This is a genomic window from Luteibacter yeojuensis (assembly GCF_011742875.1).
In the GTDB taxonomy this organism is placed as follows: Bacteria; Pseudomonadota; Gammaproteobacteria; order Xanthomonadales; family Rhodanobacteraceae; genus Luteibacter; species Luteibacter yeojuensis.
In genome coordinates this window covers 2,480,822-2,494,943 of record NZ_JAAQTL010000001.1, presented here as the reverse complement: position 1 = coordinate 2,494,943, position 14,122 = coordinate 2,480,822, and the positions used below count along the sequence as shown (strand labels likewise).

12 protein-coding genes and 1 pseudogene are annotated in these 14,122 nt (G+C 65.3%); 5 read left to right on the top strand and 8 right to left on the bottom strand.

The window, feature by feature from the left end:
- The first annotated feature begins 65 nt into the window (after positions 1–65).
- Positions 66–968: a 50S ribosomal protein L11 methyltransferase gene (gene prmA, locus HBF32_RS11355; RefSeq protein WP_166699729.1), complete on the top strand. Its 903-nt coding sequence runs from the start codon at positions 66–68 to the stop codon at positions 966–968.
- A gap of 92 nt (positions 969–1,060) precedes the next feature.
- Here prmA and accC read toward each other — a convergent pair whose 3' ends face one another.
- From accC to cutA, 7 genes are all read right to left on the bottom strand, one after another.
- Positions 1,061–2,425, bottom strand: coding sequence for an acetyl-CoA carboxylase biotin carboxylase subunit (gene accC / locus HBF32_RS11350; protein WP_166699728.1), 1,365 nt, complete (start codon positions 2,423–2,425; stop codon positions 1,061–1,063).
- Between the two features lie 11 nt (positions 2,426–2,436).
- Complete coding sequence (accB, locus tag HBF32_RS11345; RefSeq protein WP_166699727.1) at positions 2,437–2,901, bottom strand: acetyl-CoA carboxylase biotin carboxyl carrier protein; 465 nt, start codon at positions 2,899–2,901, stop codon at positions 2,437–2,439.
- Between the two features lie 56 nt (positions 2,902–2,957).
- Positions 2,958–3,407: a type II 3-dehydroquinate dehydratase gene (gene aroQ / locus HBF32_RS11340; protein WP_166699726.1), complete on the bottom strand. Its 450-nt coding sequence runs from the start codon at positions 3,405–3,407 to the stop codon at positions 2,958–2,960.
- Between the two features lie 225 nt (positions 3,408–3,632).
- Positions 3,633–4,199, bottom strand: a complete 567-nt coding sequence (locus tag HBF32_RS11335) for a DUF1415 domain-containing protein (RefSeq protein ID WP_240147823.1) — start codon at positions 4,197–4,199, stop codon at positions 3,633–3,635.
- A complete protein-coding gene (locus HBF32_RS11330; protein WP_166699724.1) occupies positions 4,196–4,735 on the bottom strand; it encodes a TlpA family protein disulfide reductase in 540 nt (179 codons plus the stop codon). Before HBF32_RS11330 ends, HBF32_RS11335 begins: the two co-directional genes overlap by 4 nt.
- The gene (locus tag HBF32_RS11325) at positions 4,732–6,960 is read right to left on the bottom strand and encodes a protein-disulfide reductase DsbD family protein (protein ID WP_166700523.1); all 2,229 of its coding nucleotides are present in this window, start codon (positions 6,958–6,960) and stop codon (positions 4,732–4,734) included. Before HBF32_RS11325 ends, HBF32_RS11330 begins: the two co-directional genes overlap by 4 nt.
- A 52-nt stretch (positions 6,961–7,012) precedes the next feature.
- A complete protein-coding gene (gene cutA, locus HBF32_RS11320) occupies positions 7,013–7,357 on the bottom strand; it encodes a divalent-cation tolerance protein CutA (protein ID WP_166699723.1) in 345 nt (114 codons plus the stop codon).
- A gap of 195 nt (positions 7,358–7,552) precedes the next feature.
- On the opposite strand from cutA, the gene groES reads away from it, so the two are divergent.
- From groES to HBF32_RS19720, 4 genes and pseudogenes are all read left to right on the top strand, one after another.
- Complete coding sequence (gene groES, locus HBF32_RS11315; RefSeq protein ID WP_166699722.1) at positions 7,553–7,846, top strand: co-chaperone GroES; 294 nt, start codon at positions 7,553–7,555, stop codon at positions 7,844–7,846.
- Positions 7,847–7,932: 86 nt separating this feature from the next.
- Entirely contained in the window at positions 7,933–9,576 is a 1,644-nt protein-coding gene (gene groL / locus HBF32_RS11310; RefSeq protein ID WP_166699721.1) for a chaperonin GroEL, read from the top strand.
- 636 nt (positions 9,577–10,212) lie between these two features.
- The gene (locus tag HBF32_RS11305; protein ID WP_166699720.1) at positions 10,213–10,668 is read left to right on the top strand and encodes a DUF2778 domain-containing protein; all 456 of its coding nucleotides are present in this window, start codon (positions 10,213–10,215) and stop codon (positions 10,666–10,668) included.
- Positions 10,669–11,312: 644 nt separating this feature from the next.
- Positions 11,313–11,582: pseudogene (locus HBF32_RS19720) on the top strand (tlde1 domain-containing protein); the annotation flags it as partial.
- A gap of 661 nt (positions 11,583–12,243) precedes the next feature.
- On the opposite strand, the gene HBF32_RS11295 reads toward HBF32_RS19720, so the two are convergent.
- Positions 12,244–14,109, bottom strand: a complete 1,866-nt coding sequence (locus tag HBF32_RS11295) for an LTA synthase family protein (protein WP_166699719.1) — start codon at positions 14,107–14,109, stop codon at positions 12,244–12,246.
- Between the last annotated feature and the right edge of the window lie 13 nt (positions 14,110–14,122).

Here is a 14,122-nt window from a genome sequence, read left to right as displayed (position 1 = left end):
CGGCCGCGCCGCGTCCGTGCGCACCCCGGTAGAATCGTGGGCCCGTCCCTCGCACTGGCCCCACGATGCCCTGGCTCGAACTTTCCCTGACGATCCGCGCCGCCGAGCAGCCGCGTGTCGAAGCCGCGCTCGAGGATCTCGGCGCCCTCTCGATCACGTTGCAGGATGCCGACGCCGAGACCCCCGACGAGGAGGCGATCTTCGAGCCCGGCGTGGGCGAGATCCCGCTGTGGAACCAGATCGTGCTGAACGCGCTCTTCGATGCCGACGCGGACAAGCGGGGTCTCACCGCGGCCATCGCCGACGACCTGCCCTTCATCGAACCCGCGCAGATCGTATGGCGCGTGGTGGACGACCAGGATTGGGAACGCGCCTGGATGGACCAGTTCAAGCCGATGCCGTTCGGACGCCGCCTGTGGGTGTATCCGTGGAACATCGAGCCACCGGCCGACGGCGATATCGTCGTGGTGCGCCTGGACCCCGGCCTCGCGTTCGGCACCGGCACGCATCCGACCACGGCGATGTGCCTGGAGTGGCTGGACGGCCAGCAGCTGGCGGGCAAGCACGTGCTGGATTACGGCTGTGGCTCGGGCATCCTCGCCATCGCTGCGTTGAAGCTGGGCGCGGCGATGGCCGTGGGCATCGACAACGATCCGCAGGCCTTGCTGGCGTCGCGCGACAACGCCGAACGCAACGGCGTGGCCGGCGATCTGGACGTCTATCTGCCTGGCGAGGCACCGGCGGCGCTCGCCGACGTACTCGTGGCGAACATCCTCGCCGGTCCGCTCGGCGAGCTTGCCCCGACGTTCGCCGCCGCGGTGAAACCCGGTGCGCCGTTTGCGCTGTCGGGCATCCTCTTCGGCCAGCACGAGGAACTGCTGCTCCGTTACGCCGTGTGGTTCGAAGGGCTGGAAGTGCGCAGGCTGGAAGACTGGGTACGCATCAGCGGCTATCGTAGTACTCGGTAACTTTGTGGGAGCCGCTTCAGCGGCGATCCCGCGGCAGCGGGCAAGCCTGCCGCGAGCACCCATCGCCGCTGAAGCGGCTCCCACACCAAGCTTTAAACCGCCGGCGGCGTTTCCTTCTGCTCAGCCATCCGCTTCTCCAGGTAGTGGATGTTCTGCCCACCCTGCTGGAAGCCGACGTCGGCCATGATCCGCTGCTGCAGCGGAATGTTGCACTTCACGCCTTCGATCACCGTCTCGGTCAGGGCCATGCGCATGCGTGCGATGGCGGTGGCGCGATCCGGACCATGCACGATGATCTTGCCGATCATCGAGTCGTAGTTCGGCGGGATCCGGTAGCCGTCGTACAGGTGCGTGTCCACGCGCACACCGGGGCCGCCCGGGGCTTCGAAACGCTTCACCGTGCCGGGGCTCGGCATGAAGGTGTCCGGATCTTCCGCGTTCACGCGGCACTCGATGGCGTGGCCGGTGAGCACGATGTCTTCCTGGCGAATCGAGAGCTTGTGGCCGCTGGCGATCAGCAGCTGCTCGCGAACCAGGTCGATGCCCGTCACCAGTTCCGTCACCGGATGCTCCACCTGGATGCGGGTGTTCATCTCGATGAAATAGAAGCGGCCGTTCTCGAACAGGAATTCGAACGTGCCCGCGCCGCGGTAACCGATGCGGATGCACGCGTCGACGCAGACCTTGCCGATCTGCTCGCGCAACTCCGGCGTGATGCCCGGCGCCGGGGCTTCTTCCACCACCTTCTGGTGACGGCGCTGCATGGAGCAGTCGCGTTCGCCGAGGTGGATGGCGTTGCCCTGGCCGTCGGCGAGCACCTGGATTTCCACGTGGCGCGGATTCTCCAGGAACTTCTCCATGTAGACCTGATCGTTGCTGAAAGCCGCCTTGGCTTCCTGCTTGGTCATCACGATGGAGTTCGCGAGGTGGGCCTCGGTGCGCACGACACGCATGCCGCGGCCGCCGCCGCCGCCCGCGGCCTTGATGATGACCGGGTAGCCGATCTCGCGCGCGATGCGGATGTTCTCGTCCACGTCGTCGCCGAGCGGACCGCCCGAGCCCGGCACGCACGGCACGCCGGCGGCCTTCATGGCGCGGATGGCCTCGACCTTGTCGCCCATCAGGCGAATCACGTCGGCCGTGGGGCCGATGAACACGAAGCCGGACTTCTCCACCTGTTCGGCGAAGTTGGCGTTCTCCGACAGGAAGCCGTATCCCGGGTGGATGGCGCCGGCGTCGGTGATCTCCGCCGCGGCGATGATCGCGGGAATGTTGAGGTAGCTTTCGGCCGACGGACCCGGGCCGATGCATACCGATTCGTCGGCCAGGCCGACGTGCTTGAGATTGCGATCGACGGTGGAATGCACCGCGACCGTCTTGATGCCGAGCGCGTGGCACGCGCGCAGCACCCGCAGCGCGATTTCGCCGCGATTGGCTATGACGACCTTTTCGAGCATGCGTTGTGACCTCAGGCGATGACGAACATCGGTTCGTCGAATTCCACCGGCTGGCCGTTCTCGACCATGATGGCGACGACCGTGCCGGCCACGTCGGCTTCGATCTGGTTGAACATCTTCATGGCTTCGATGATGCCCAGCGTCTCGCCGGCCTTGACCTGCTGGCCCACGCTGGCGAAGGCCGGCGCGCCCGGGGTCGAGGCGGCATAGAAGGTACCGACCATCGGCGCCTTCACCACGTGGCCGGCCGGCAGGCTGGGCTCGGCGGCGGCCGGGGTCGGGGTCGGGGCGGCAGCGGCCACGGCGACCGGCGCGGCAGCCACGGGGGCGGCCATGACCTGGGGCGCGGCGACGGCGACGCCACCCTTGGGCACGCGCGAGAGGCGGACCACTTCCTCGCCTTCCTTGATTTCCAGCTCGGCGAGGTTCGATTCCTCGAGCAGGTCGATGAGCTTCTTGATCTTGCGCAGGTCCATGGGACAAACCTTCTGGTGGTTGAAGCGGGCGCGCCGGGCGCGCCGCGAAAGGGTATTCAGGCCGCCGGGACGGCGAGGCGGAGCAGGGCGGCTTCCAGTGCCAGGCGGTAGCTGTCGCCGCCGAATCCGCAGATCGTGCCGGTCGCGATGTCCGACACGTAGGAGTGGTGGCGGAACGGCTCGCGCGCGTGCGGGTTCGACAGGTGGATCTCGATGAACGGGATGGCCACGCCGGCGAGCGCATCGCGCAGCGCGACCGAGGTGTGCGTGAACGCCGCGGGGTTGATCAGGATCCACGCCGTGCCTTCGTCGCGGGCCTGGTGGATACGCCCAATCAGCTCGTGCTCGGCGTTCGACTGGAACCAGCCGAGGTCGTGGCCGGCCGCCTGGGCACGGGCCTGGAGCGACGCGTTGATATCGGCCAGGGTTTCATGGCCGTAGACGGAAGGTTCGCGCACGCCAAGAAGATTGAGGTTGGGTCCGTGCAGGACAAGGATCCTGGCCACTGTTCACCTTATGACTGGGGCCGGCTCCCCCGGCACGCCGCGCAGTGTGCGCCTGTCGCCTGGTGTTGTCCAGTTCGGTGGAGTTCGACGCAGTTCGCTGGAGATCGTGACTTTCCACACGGCGCCGTATGGTTTCAACAAAAACTGTGAGAGCCGCCAGAGCGGCGAGAAGCCAACGGGGCGATGAAGCGGCGAGGCATGTTCCCCTCGCCGCCATAGCGGCTCCTACAAGGAAAACAGCTTCCGCCAACCCTCGTGCCCCAGCTTCTCCAGCGTCTCCATGTTCGTCTCGAAGATCGCCGAGGCATCGGGGAAGGCTGCCACGGCGCGATCGATGCTGGCCTCGCGGAGCAGGTGCAGCGTGGGGTAGGGCGAGCGGTTCGTGTAGTTGGTGATGTCGTCGGCGGCCGTGCCCTCGAACTGGAAATCGGGATGGAAGCTGGCGACCTGGATCTCGCCCTCCAGGTGCAGGTCGGCGACCGCCGCATCGGCCACCTCGAGGAATTCGTTGAAGTCGATGAAGTCGCCGAGCACGCCCGGGTGGATCAGCAGGGTCGTGTCGATCGTCTCCGCATCCGTGTCGCGCAGTCGCTCCAGCTCGCGGACCAGGTCCGCATGCAGTTGCAGCGGCTGGGTCGCGTCGCTGACCACGTAGCGGATCTGGCCCTTGCGCTGCACCGCCTTGGCGAAGGGGCACAGGTTGAGGCCGATCACGGCGCGCTCGAGCCAGAGGCGGGTGGCTTCGATCGCTTCATCGGGCGAGGGGAGGGCGTCCATGAGCGGGTCGTTCATCGTTCGGGGGCCAGCCATTCGTCGAGTTCGGCCTGGCTGAAGGTGCCGAGTTTCTGCCGCAGGATACGCCCGTCCTCGCCGATCAGGACGCTGTAGGGAAGCACCCGGCGCGTGTTGCCGAAGGAGAGCGAACCGCCCGGCGCATCGGTGTCGGCGAGCAGGATCGGGTAGTCCACCGGCTTTTCGGCAAGGTAGCCGCGCACGGCGACCGCGGTGTCCTCGGCCACGCCCACGATGGCCACGTTGCGCGCGCGGTAGCGCGCCGCGTTCTCGCTGAGGAGTGGCATCTCGCGGCGGCACGGCGCACACCAGGTGGCCCAGAAGTTCAGCAGCACGCGTTTGCCGCGCCAGTCCGAGAGCTGGCGCGGCTTGCCGTCGACGCTAAGGAACGTGGCCGCGGGCGGCGGACCGCCCACGTCGGCGACGATGAGGCCCTGCGGAGGCGGCGGATGGAGGCGGCGGTGCTCCAGGTAGAGCCCCGTCGCCGCGGCCGCGATGGCCAGCGCCACGATCCAGAACGTCGGACCGCGGATCATGGGTGAGCGGCGGCCTCGAGCGCCTTTTCGACGCTGTCGTAGGTGAGGACGGTGGACAACTTCGTGCCCTCGCCGCCGCCCTTCGGGTACACCACGTAGAGCGGCACGCCCACCGAGTGATACTGCTCGAGGAACGCGCCGATGGTCGCGTTCACGTCGGTCCAGTCGCCTTTCATGTAGACGGTGCCCGTGCGCTTCAGCAGCGTGCGGAAGGCATCCGTGTCGAGCACGGCTTTTTCATTGGCCTTGCACGTGATGCACCAGTCGGCCGTCATGTCGACCAGCACCGGCGTTCCCGCGCCGCGCAGTTCCGCGAGCTTCTCGGGGGAGTACGGCACCGAGCCGTCGGTCGCCACCGAGGCGGCCGACGGCGCGGGCAGGCCGTGCACCGTCCACAGTGCCGCGGCGGCCCCGATGGCCAGCACGGCGGTGAATGCCCAGGACAGGACGCGGCCGCCACGGCTGCGGCCGTACCACCACAGCGCCATCGCCAGGAGCACGCCGCCGGCCAGCACGAGGGCGGCGGCATCCGCGCCGCGCTGTTTCGTCAGCACCCAGAGCAGCCATACCGCCGTGAGGTACATCGGGAAGGCGAGCGCCTGCTTCAGCGTCTCCATCCAGCGGCCCGGGCGCGGCAGCAGGCGTGCGACCGCCGGCACGAAGCCCATGACCAGGAAGGGCAACGCAAGTCCGAGGCCGAGCGCGAGGAAGATGAGGAAGGCCACCGTCAGGGGCGCCGCGAAGGCGACGGCGATGGCCGAGCCCATGAAAGGCGCCGTGCAGGGGCTGGCGACGACCACGGCCAGCACACCGGTGAAGAAATCGCCCGACGGGCCCGAGCGGGCGGCCAGCCCGCTGCCGACGTTGCCGAGGGAGCCGCCGATCTCGAACACGCCTGACATGGACAGGCCCACGGCGAGCATGACGTAGACGAGCAGGCCGATCGCCAGTGGTTGCTGGAACTGCGCGCCCCACTGGATGCCGTGCCCGGCCGCGCGGATGCCCACGATGACGAGGCCGAGCGCGGCGAAGGCCACCAGGACGCCTGCCGTGTACCAGAGCGCGTGGCGGCGCGCGGCGGCCGGGCTCTCGCCGCTCTCGAGGACGGTGATGGCCTTCAGCGACAGCACCGGCAGCACGCAGGGCATGAGATTGAGCACGAGGCCGCCGAGCAGCGCGAGGCCAATGGCCGTGATGAAGCCGACCGGCGCGTCGCCGCCCGGCGCGAGGCCCGCTGGCGGCGGCGTGGGCGCCACCTCGGCGGGGGCCGCGGCCTCTTCCGATGCCTGCGCCGCGCCGACGGAAGCGGTGCCCGCGGCAAGGTCGATGTCGACGTGGCGCTTCATCACCGGGTAGCAGATGCCGTTCTCGAGACAGCCCTGGTAGGCCACGTCCAGCCCCAGGGTCGTCGCGCTCGCGGCACCCTCCAGCGGCACGGGCAGTTCCACCTGGTCGAAATAGACGATCGTGTCGCCGAAGTGTTCGTCGTGATGGGCCGTGCCGCTGGGCCAGTCGGGCTCACCGGCGCTCACGCCGGCCGGCGAGGTCACGGCGATCTGCGTCTTGTCCCGGTAGAGGTAATAGTCCTTCGGCATCGTCCAGCGCAGGAGCAGGTTGCCGCGGTCCTTCACCAGTGCTTCGAAACGGAAAGCCTGGTCGGCCGGTAGCGGCTGGGCGTCGGTGCCTGGCGAGGCCGCGGCCGGCGCGCCGAGCAGCGCGGCGGCATTCGCGGCCGGGGTGGCTGGCGCGGCGGCCGGAATCATGGACGGACCGCCGATGGCGAGCTGCAGGTGCTCGGTGTTCGGCGGGTAGCAGATCTTCGGCTCCACCTCGTGGCAACCCTGGTACTGCACGTTCAGCGCCAGCGTTTTCGTCGACGCGTCGGCCAGGGTGTAGGACACGCTGGCCTGGATGTCGCCGTGGTAGATCTCCACGTCGCCGAGGTACTCGTCGTGCTCCTTCAGGCCGTCCGGAAGGCTCGGCTCGCCCAGCTTCACGGCCGCCGGGTCGGCCGCGGCGATCTTGATCCGGCCGCGGTAAAGGTAGTAGTCCGGCGCGATGCGCCAGTGGAGTTTCACGATGCCGGGCTGGCTGGCGTCCGTCGTGAGGTGGAAGGCCTGGGTGACGGGCAGCAGCTCCTGGTCCTCCTGGGCGAGGACCGGAAGAGCGGCGGCGAACAGGCCGAGGCTGGCGAGGACGGCCAGCGCGCGGCGGACAACAGACATCATGTCGACTCCGTGGATCGGTGCGGCGACGAACCGCGATGAACGTCGATCATTATGACCGGGCGTTTCCGGATTGGCTTGCACCGACCGCGGATTCCAGCCAGGCGAGATAGGGGGCGTGCCCTTCCACCAGGGGCAGCGCCACGATCTCCGGGACCTCGTACGGATGGTTGGCCAGGACGAAGGCCTCCACCGCCGCGAACGCGCCGCGGACGGTCTTCACCAGCAAAAGGTCTTCGTCCTCGGTGACGGTCTCGCCTTTCCAGCGATAGGTGGACCGCATGCCGGGCAGACGGTTCACGCAGGCGGCAAGGCCGCCCTCGACCAGGCCACGGGCAAGGGCGTCGGCCGGCTCGCCTGGCGGGCAGGCGACGAGGATGGCAATGGGTTCGGACATGGCAGGCATTGTGCCTGCCCGGTCGTGCTTTTTCCGGTCCGGCCCTTGAACGGGTATGCGGCGGCGCCATGTGTTCATGGTCCAGGCCCTTCCGATCCGGGGAAGGCTTTGGCTAAAATTCTGGCACTCACCCTGCCCAAGTGCTAACAGGGTGTATCAATTCCTTTGTCCGTCAATCACATGGTTGGAGAAGTCATGAGCAAACTGCGCCCGCTGCACGATCGCGTCATCGTCAAGCGCCTCGAGGAAGAGCGTGTCTCGGCCGGTGGCATCGTCATCCCCGACAGCGCCACCGAGAAGCCGACCCGCGGCAAGGTCATCGCCGCCGGCAATGGCCGCATCCTGGAAAACGGCTCGGTGCGTCCGATGTCGGTCAAGGAAGGCGAGACCGTCCTGTTCGGCAAGTACGCCGGCCAGGAGATCAAGATCGACGGCGAAGAGCTGGTCTTCCTGAAGGAAGACGACATCGTGGCGATTCTGGAAGGTTGATCTTCAGCCCGTAGCTCCGGGGTGGCTTGTCGCAAGACCTGGAAGCCCCCTTTCCTTATTCAAAAATTTTTGAGGCAAAAATTTTTATGGCAGCTAAAGAAGTCCGCTTCAGCGAAGACGTTCGCGCACGCATGCTGAAGGGTGTCAATACCCTCGCCAACGCGGTCAAGGTCACGCTGGGCCCGAAGGGCCGTAATGTCGTTCTCGAGAAGAGCTTCGGCGCTCCCACCGTCACCAAGGACGGCGTCTCGGTCGCGAAGGAAATCGAACTTTCCGACAAGTACGAGAACATCGGCGCGCAGATCGTGAAGGAAGCCGCCTCGAAGACCTCCGACGTCGCCGGCGACGGCACCACGACGGCCACGGTCCTCGCCCAGGCGTTCATCCAGGAAGGCCTCAAGGCCGTCGCCGCCGGCATCAACCCGATGGACCTGAAGCGCGGTATCGACCAGGCCGTCGGCGCCGCCGTGGGCGAGCTGAAGAAGCTCTCCAACCCCACCGCCGACGACAAAGCGATCGCCCAGGTCGGTACGATCTCGGCCAACTCCGACGCCGACATCGGCGACATCATCGCCAACGCGATGAAGAAGGTCGGTAAGGAAGGCGTCATCACCGTCGAGGAAGGCTCGGGTCTCGAGAACGAACTCGACGTCGTCGAGGGCATGCAGTTCGACCGCGGTTACCTCTCGCCGTACTTCATCAACAACCAGCAGTCGCAGCAGGTCGAGCTGGATGACCCGTTCATCCTGATCCACGACAAGAAGGTCTCCAACGTGCGCGAGCTCCTGCCGGTGCTCGAGGCCGTCGCGAAGGCCGCCAAGCCGCTGCTGATCGTCGCCGAGGAAGTCGAGGGCGAAGCCCTGGCCACCCTCGTGGTCAACACCATCCGTGGCATCGTGAAGGTCGCCGCCGTGAAGGCGCCGGGCTTCGGTGACCGTCGCAAGGCCATCCTGGAAGACATCGCCATCCTCACCAACGGCGTGGTCATCTCCGAGGAAGTGGGCCTGCAGCTCGACAAGGCCACGATCAACGACCTTGGCCGCGCCAAGCGCGTCGTGATCACCAAGGAAAACACCACGATCATCGACGGTGCCGGCGAAGCCGAGCGCATCCAGTCGCGCATCGGCCAGATCAAGGCGCAGATCGAGGAGACCTCCTCCGACTACGATCGCGAGAAGCTGCAGGAGCGCGTGGCGAAGCTGGCCGGCGGCGTGGCCGTCATCAAGGTCGGCGCCGCGACGGAAGTCGAGATGAAGGAAAAGAAGGCCCGCGTCGAAGACGCCCTGCACGCCACGCGTGCGGCGGTCGAGGAAGGCGTGGTCCCGGGCGGCGGCGTCGCCCTGATCCGTTCGCTCACGGCCCTCGACGGCCTGAAGGGCAAGAACGCCGACCAGGACCTCGGCATCGCCATCACCCGTCGCGCCCTGGAAGCCCCGCTGCGCGCCATCGTGGCGAACGCCGGTGAAGAGCCGTCGGTCGTGCTGAACAAGGTGAAGGAAGGCAAGGGCAACTTCGGCTACAACGCCGCCAACGGCGAGTTCGGCGACATGATCGCCTTCGGCATCCTGGACCCGACCAAGGTGACCCGCTCGGCGCTGCAGTTCGCCGCGTCGGTGGCCGGCTCGATCATCACGACCGAAGCGGCCGTGACCGAGCTGCCGAAGAAGGACGAAGGCCACGCCCACGGCGGTCCGGGCGGCATGGGTGGCATGGGCGGTATGGACTTCTAAGTCCCCCTCGCACCCTGTGTGTTCCAAGACGAAGGAGTCCCGCGCAAGCGGGGCTCCTTCGTCGTTTCAGGCATGGCGGGCTCGGCTTGCGCCATCGTGTTTGGCCGTGCACACCGTCGCGCTTGGCGCGAGGCGCCGGGGTGTGCCCCTCAGCGCTCAAACATGCGGTCGCAAGCGACCGAACTCGCTCTGAGGGGCATACCCCGACACCTCTCCCGGCACTGAGCCAACCCGGCGGGAGAGCAGAGCGAGGCCGTACGAGACCTCGGGAGTCGATGGCGTGCGCGTGCGCGCCGGGTAAGACAGTGAAACGAAAAGTGAGAAACGTCTTAGGGCTGTCGAGGCCGACGGCTCGTCAACCGTATCTACGGGGAAGGCTGATGACACGGTAACCGGTGGGATTGCCGTCGTGGGGCAATCGGCGGGCGAGCAGTGCCTTATCATCATTGACGAAGGCTATGCCCCCGATTTCCTGAGTGGCGCGGGTGGTACGGCCTTCCGAGTTCCTCCCAAAAACCATGTGTTTCAAGCGAAGGAGTCCTGGGCGAGCGGGGCTCCTTCGTCAATTCTGGGAGATCGTAGTGTCCGAATTTCTCAAGTCGTGATGGAAGGTTATCGAATAAAAAGGAGTGTTACATGCTTGTTTGCAAGTTCCGGCTCAACAACCTGCCCATGAGTGCGCTATCGGTGGGCGCGAGCAACTTTCCTGCATTCTCTGGCGAAGAAGGGCGCGCCAATAGTCCTTCATATCAATGCATGCCGAATGGTCCGATCCCTCGGGGAACGTATTACATCGTCGATCGAGAATCTGGAGGACGCCTCGGCGCGGTGAAAGATAAGTTCAAGAAAGCGGACTGGTGGTTCGCACTCTATGCGGACGATATGAGGGTTGATGACACTACGTTCTGCGATAGCGTCATGCGCGGACAATTCCGGCTGCATCCATCGGGGTGGTCCGGGCAGAGCGCAGGGTGCATCACCCTGCCCTTCATGCATGATTTCCTCGTGCTAAGGCGCCTCATCGCCTCGCAAAGAATGTTCGATATACCTTGCGTCGACATGAAAGCTTATGGTCAAGTGATCGTCGTATGAGGCGTTTCTTGGTTATTGCTTTGTGGGTGATTTGGATCTCGTTCGTTTCAATCATCGTTATCGTCATGGAGGGCATCACAAGTCCATGCGACATGCCCCCGAGAAGTTCGGTCGTGGAGTTCATGGGGAGTTACAGGAATCAGACGATTTCCCCAAGCGGAGACGTGTCGCTGATAGCTTGGGCGCTAGAGAGGGTTTTGCCAGTCCATCTTGTTGTGTATCTGGCGTGGCGGGGTTTTAAAGCGGTATTCCTTCGATAAGTCTCGGTCGGCGTGATGCAAGAACGATATCGCAGCCTTTGCATTGGCTCTCCCGTCACGATGCCTCAGTGATGAGAGAGGTGTCGGGTCGTGTTCCTCAGAGCGCAGTTCGTTTGACAGACTCTGATATCGGGCTGGCGTAGGCAACATGGACTTCTAAGTTCCTCCCACAATCCATATGTTTCACACGAAGGGGGTCTGCGCGAGCAGGACTCCTTCGTTAGTTTTGGAAGATTTCAGTGTCCAATTTTCTCAAAACCTGCAAATGGAAGATCACCAAAAGGAGTGTTACATGCTTGTTTGCAAATATCGTCTCAACAATCTGCAAATGAGTGCGTCATCGATCGGGGCTTCGAGCTTTCCTGAAAGTCTGGCGGAGCCTTTGGTCCGCTTCGGGACAGATTCACGCAGGCTCCCATATGGTTTGCGCTGTATGCCGCAGACCTTCGTATTGATGACAACACGTATTGCGAAAGTGTGCTTCGGGGCCAATTTCGCCTGCATCCGGCCGTGTTGTTTGGGCGTAGTGCTGGATGCATAACTTTGCCCTTCATGCATGACTTTCATATAGTGCGACGCTTCATACGTCAGCAGGAAATGTTCGATGTGCCATGCACTAATCTGAAGGCGTACGGACAGGTCATCGTCTTGTGAAACGCATCCTGGCAGTTTTCGTCTGGGCGCTCTGGATCATCATTGTCACGATAATTGTCGTCCTGATGCGTTTCATAGTGGATCCGATTGATCCGCCTAGGAGTGCAGTGGCAGACTTCTTCGTAAGTAATTTCAGTCCCGGAAAGTCCGTAAATGAGGATGTGCTCACCTTGGGTTGGGGACTGGAACGAGTCCTGCCATTTCATTTGCTTGCGTAGCTGGCGTGGCGAGGCTTCAAGGCCGTATTCCTTCGATAGCCCGCGGTCGGCATGGCGCTGGCTTTAGAAGCCAGTACAGCATTCGGTAACTTTCGCAACATAGCTAGACTCCGTTGTAGGCGACGCGTCGTCGAGGACGATTGCATGTCGCCGGCAGAGTCAGATCGCATTGAGATTAAATGCTCGCATGAGCGTGTTGCGAGGTTTTCTCGCCGCTGTAGCGGCTCCTACAGCGGTGTCGCGGCCTCTCGCTTTTTGCTCTCCCATCGGCGTGCGTCAATGATGGGAGAGGTGTCGGGGGGTGCCCCTCAGAGCGAGTTCGGTCGCTTGCGACCGCATGTTTGAGCGCTGAGGGGCACCCCCCGGCGCCTCGCGCCAAGCGCGACGGTGTGCGCGGCCAAACGCGATGGCGCTAGCCGAGCCCGCGAGGGCGACGCCAACGATTACTGCTCGGCGCCGGAAGCCGCGTTTTGTTCGGCGGTGCCGGGTTGGCGGGCCAGCGACGCGTTCGGGGCGGGGGTCGTGTACGCCGCCATCAGTGGTCCCAGCTTCTTCTTGAGGCGAAGCTTTGCCACGTTGCTCATCGAGACGTCGGTGTATTTCTGCATCGCATCTTCCGCGGGCACGGGCGCGTCGGGGGCGTGGGTGAGCATGGCGAGCTTCGGGGCGACCACCTGGGTGAGCGCGAAGTACGCGTCGTCATGCACGCCGGCCTGTTCGAGCAGCTTGCCGGGAAGCATCCATGCGGCGACGTCTTCCGGTTCGGGGGGCGGGCCGTCGCGATGCGCGTCGACGAGGACGTAAGGCACGGTCTGGTTGAGCATGCTGCCGCCGTCGACGAAGCCGGCCTTGTCGAAGGTCTCGGTCAGCGCCGGCAGGTGGTCGCCGTAGAAGAGCAGCAGCGTCGGGCGCTCGCGGTGCTTCAGCAGGTCCGCGAGGCGGCCGAGCTCCGCGTCCGCATGGCGCATGTGGTAGATGTAGTTGCGCAGCTGCAGCTTCGCGTCGTCGCTGATGCCTTCCGGCACCGGAATCGCATCGCGTTCCTTCGTGTCCACGTCGGCCGATTTATCGTACGGCCCGTGCGCTTCCATGCTGATGGCGAAGACGAACTGCGGGGGACCGGCGTCCTTGAGCTGGCGCATGATCTCGTCGGTCATGGCGCTGTCGGCCATGTACTGACCGTCCTTGCGGTAGTCCTTCGGGAAATCCGGTTGCGAGACGAAGCGGTCGAAGCCCAGCGACCTGAACGCCGTGGTGCGGTTCCAGAACGCCGCATCGTTGCCGTGCACGGCGATGGTCTCGTACCCGTGCGAACGCAGCGTGCGGACCATGCTCGGCACCACCTCCGCGTGTATCTGCAGGTACGGGAACTGCATCTCGGGGAAGTAGCGCAGCGACAGGCCTGTCAGTACCTCGAACTCGGTGCGGATGGTGCCTCCGCCATAGGTGGGAACGTGCAGGCGTCCGGTGCTCGCATGCTTCGCCAGACGGTGCAGGTTCGGGGCGAAGTCATGGCCTTCGAGCCCGCGGATGGCGGAGGGATCGAAGAAGGATTCGCTCTGCACCACCACGATGTCGGGCGTCTGCCGCCGGTTCGCCGCCGCGGCGCTCATGTGCCGACGCAGGTCGCCATCGGTATCGGCGATGAAGCGGGTCGCTTCGGCCGCGTCCGGCTTCGATTTCTTGCCCGAGTCCTGCAGACGGAACTGCATGAGGGTGGTGACCACGCCGTTGAACTGCGCATTGCCGGCGGCGGACCAGGGTTGCAGGCCCAGGCGGTCCTTGTCGTACAGCGCCGACCAGGCTGGCATGCCGGCGAGCAGCGTGCCGATGAGCGCGACCAGCGCGATGCCGGACACCAGGCGGCGTCCGCGCGTGCGCCGCGCGAAAAGCGGCGGCTCGTAACGGGCGGCGAGGGCGATGAGCGCCACCACGCCGAGGATGGCGAGGTAGGGCAGCGGGTTGCTGGGCAGATAGCCGCCCAGCAGGTGCAAGCCGCCGTTCTTGAGCTGGCCGACCATGCGGAAGTCGGCGGGCAGCAACGGCGCGCCAAGGTTCTTCATCTTGATGGCGCTGACGGCCAGCACGGCGCCCTGGACCATGAACGAGACGCCGAACGACAGCCAGGGGCGGCGGGTCAACACCAGCAGCAGGGCCGCGAGCAGCAGGCCGGGAAACGCATTGGCGAGGAGGTGCCAGGGGCGCGACGCCCATTCGAGGCTGGCCACGCCCGGATTGCCGTCGAGGAAGCCGGTATAGAGGACGAAGGCCACGGCGAGGCAGAGCGGCAGGGCCACCCGGGACGCCATGTCTCTCCAGTGC

Bases quoted from the DNA above. Each gene is read 5' to 3' on its own strand.
- prmA (WP_166699729.1), top strand. From the start codon at position 66: ATGCCCTGGCTCGAACTTTCCCTGACGATCCGCGCCGCCGAGCAGCCG.
- accC (WP_166699728.1), bottom strand. From the start codon at position 2,425: ATGCTCGAAAAGGTCGTCATAGCCAATCGCGGCGAAATCGCGCTGCGG.
- accB (WP_166699727.1), bottom strand. From the start codon at position 2,901: ATGGACCTGCGCAAGATCAAGAAGCTCATCGACCTGCTCGAGGAATCG.
- HBF32_RS11335 (WP_240147823.1), bottom strand. From the start codon at position 4,199: ATGAACGACCCGCTCATGGACGCCCTCCCCTCGCCCGATGAAGCGATC.
- HBF32_RS11330 (WP_166699724.1), bottom strand. From the start codon at position 4,735: ATGATCCGCGGTCCGACGTTCTGGATCGTGGCGCTGGCCATCGCGGCC.
- HBF32_RS11325 (WP_166700523.1), bottom strand. From the start codon at position 6,960: ATGTCTGTTGTCCGCCGCGCGCTGGCCGTCCTCGCCAGCCTCGGCCTG.
- cutA (WP_166699723.1), bottom strand. From the start codon at position 7,357: ATGTCCGAACCCATTGCCATCCTCGTCGCCTGCCCGCCAGGCGAGCCG.
- groES (WP_166699722.1), top strand. From the start codon at position 7,553: ATGAGCAAACTGCGCCCGCTGCACGATCGCGTCATCGTCAAGCGCCTC.
- groL (WP_166699721.1), top strand. From the start codon at position 7,933: ATGGCAGCTAAAGAAGTCCGCTTCAGCGAAGACGTTCGCGCACGCATG.
- HBF32_RS11305 (WP_166699720.1), top strand. From the start codon at position 10,213: ATGCTTGTTTGCAAGTTCCGGCTCAACAACCTGCCCATGAGTGCGCTA.
- HBF32_RS11295 (WP_166699719.1), bottom strand. From the start codon at position 14,109: ATGGCGTCCCGGGTGGCCCTGCCGCTCTGCCTCGCCGTGGCCTTCGTC.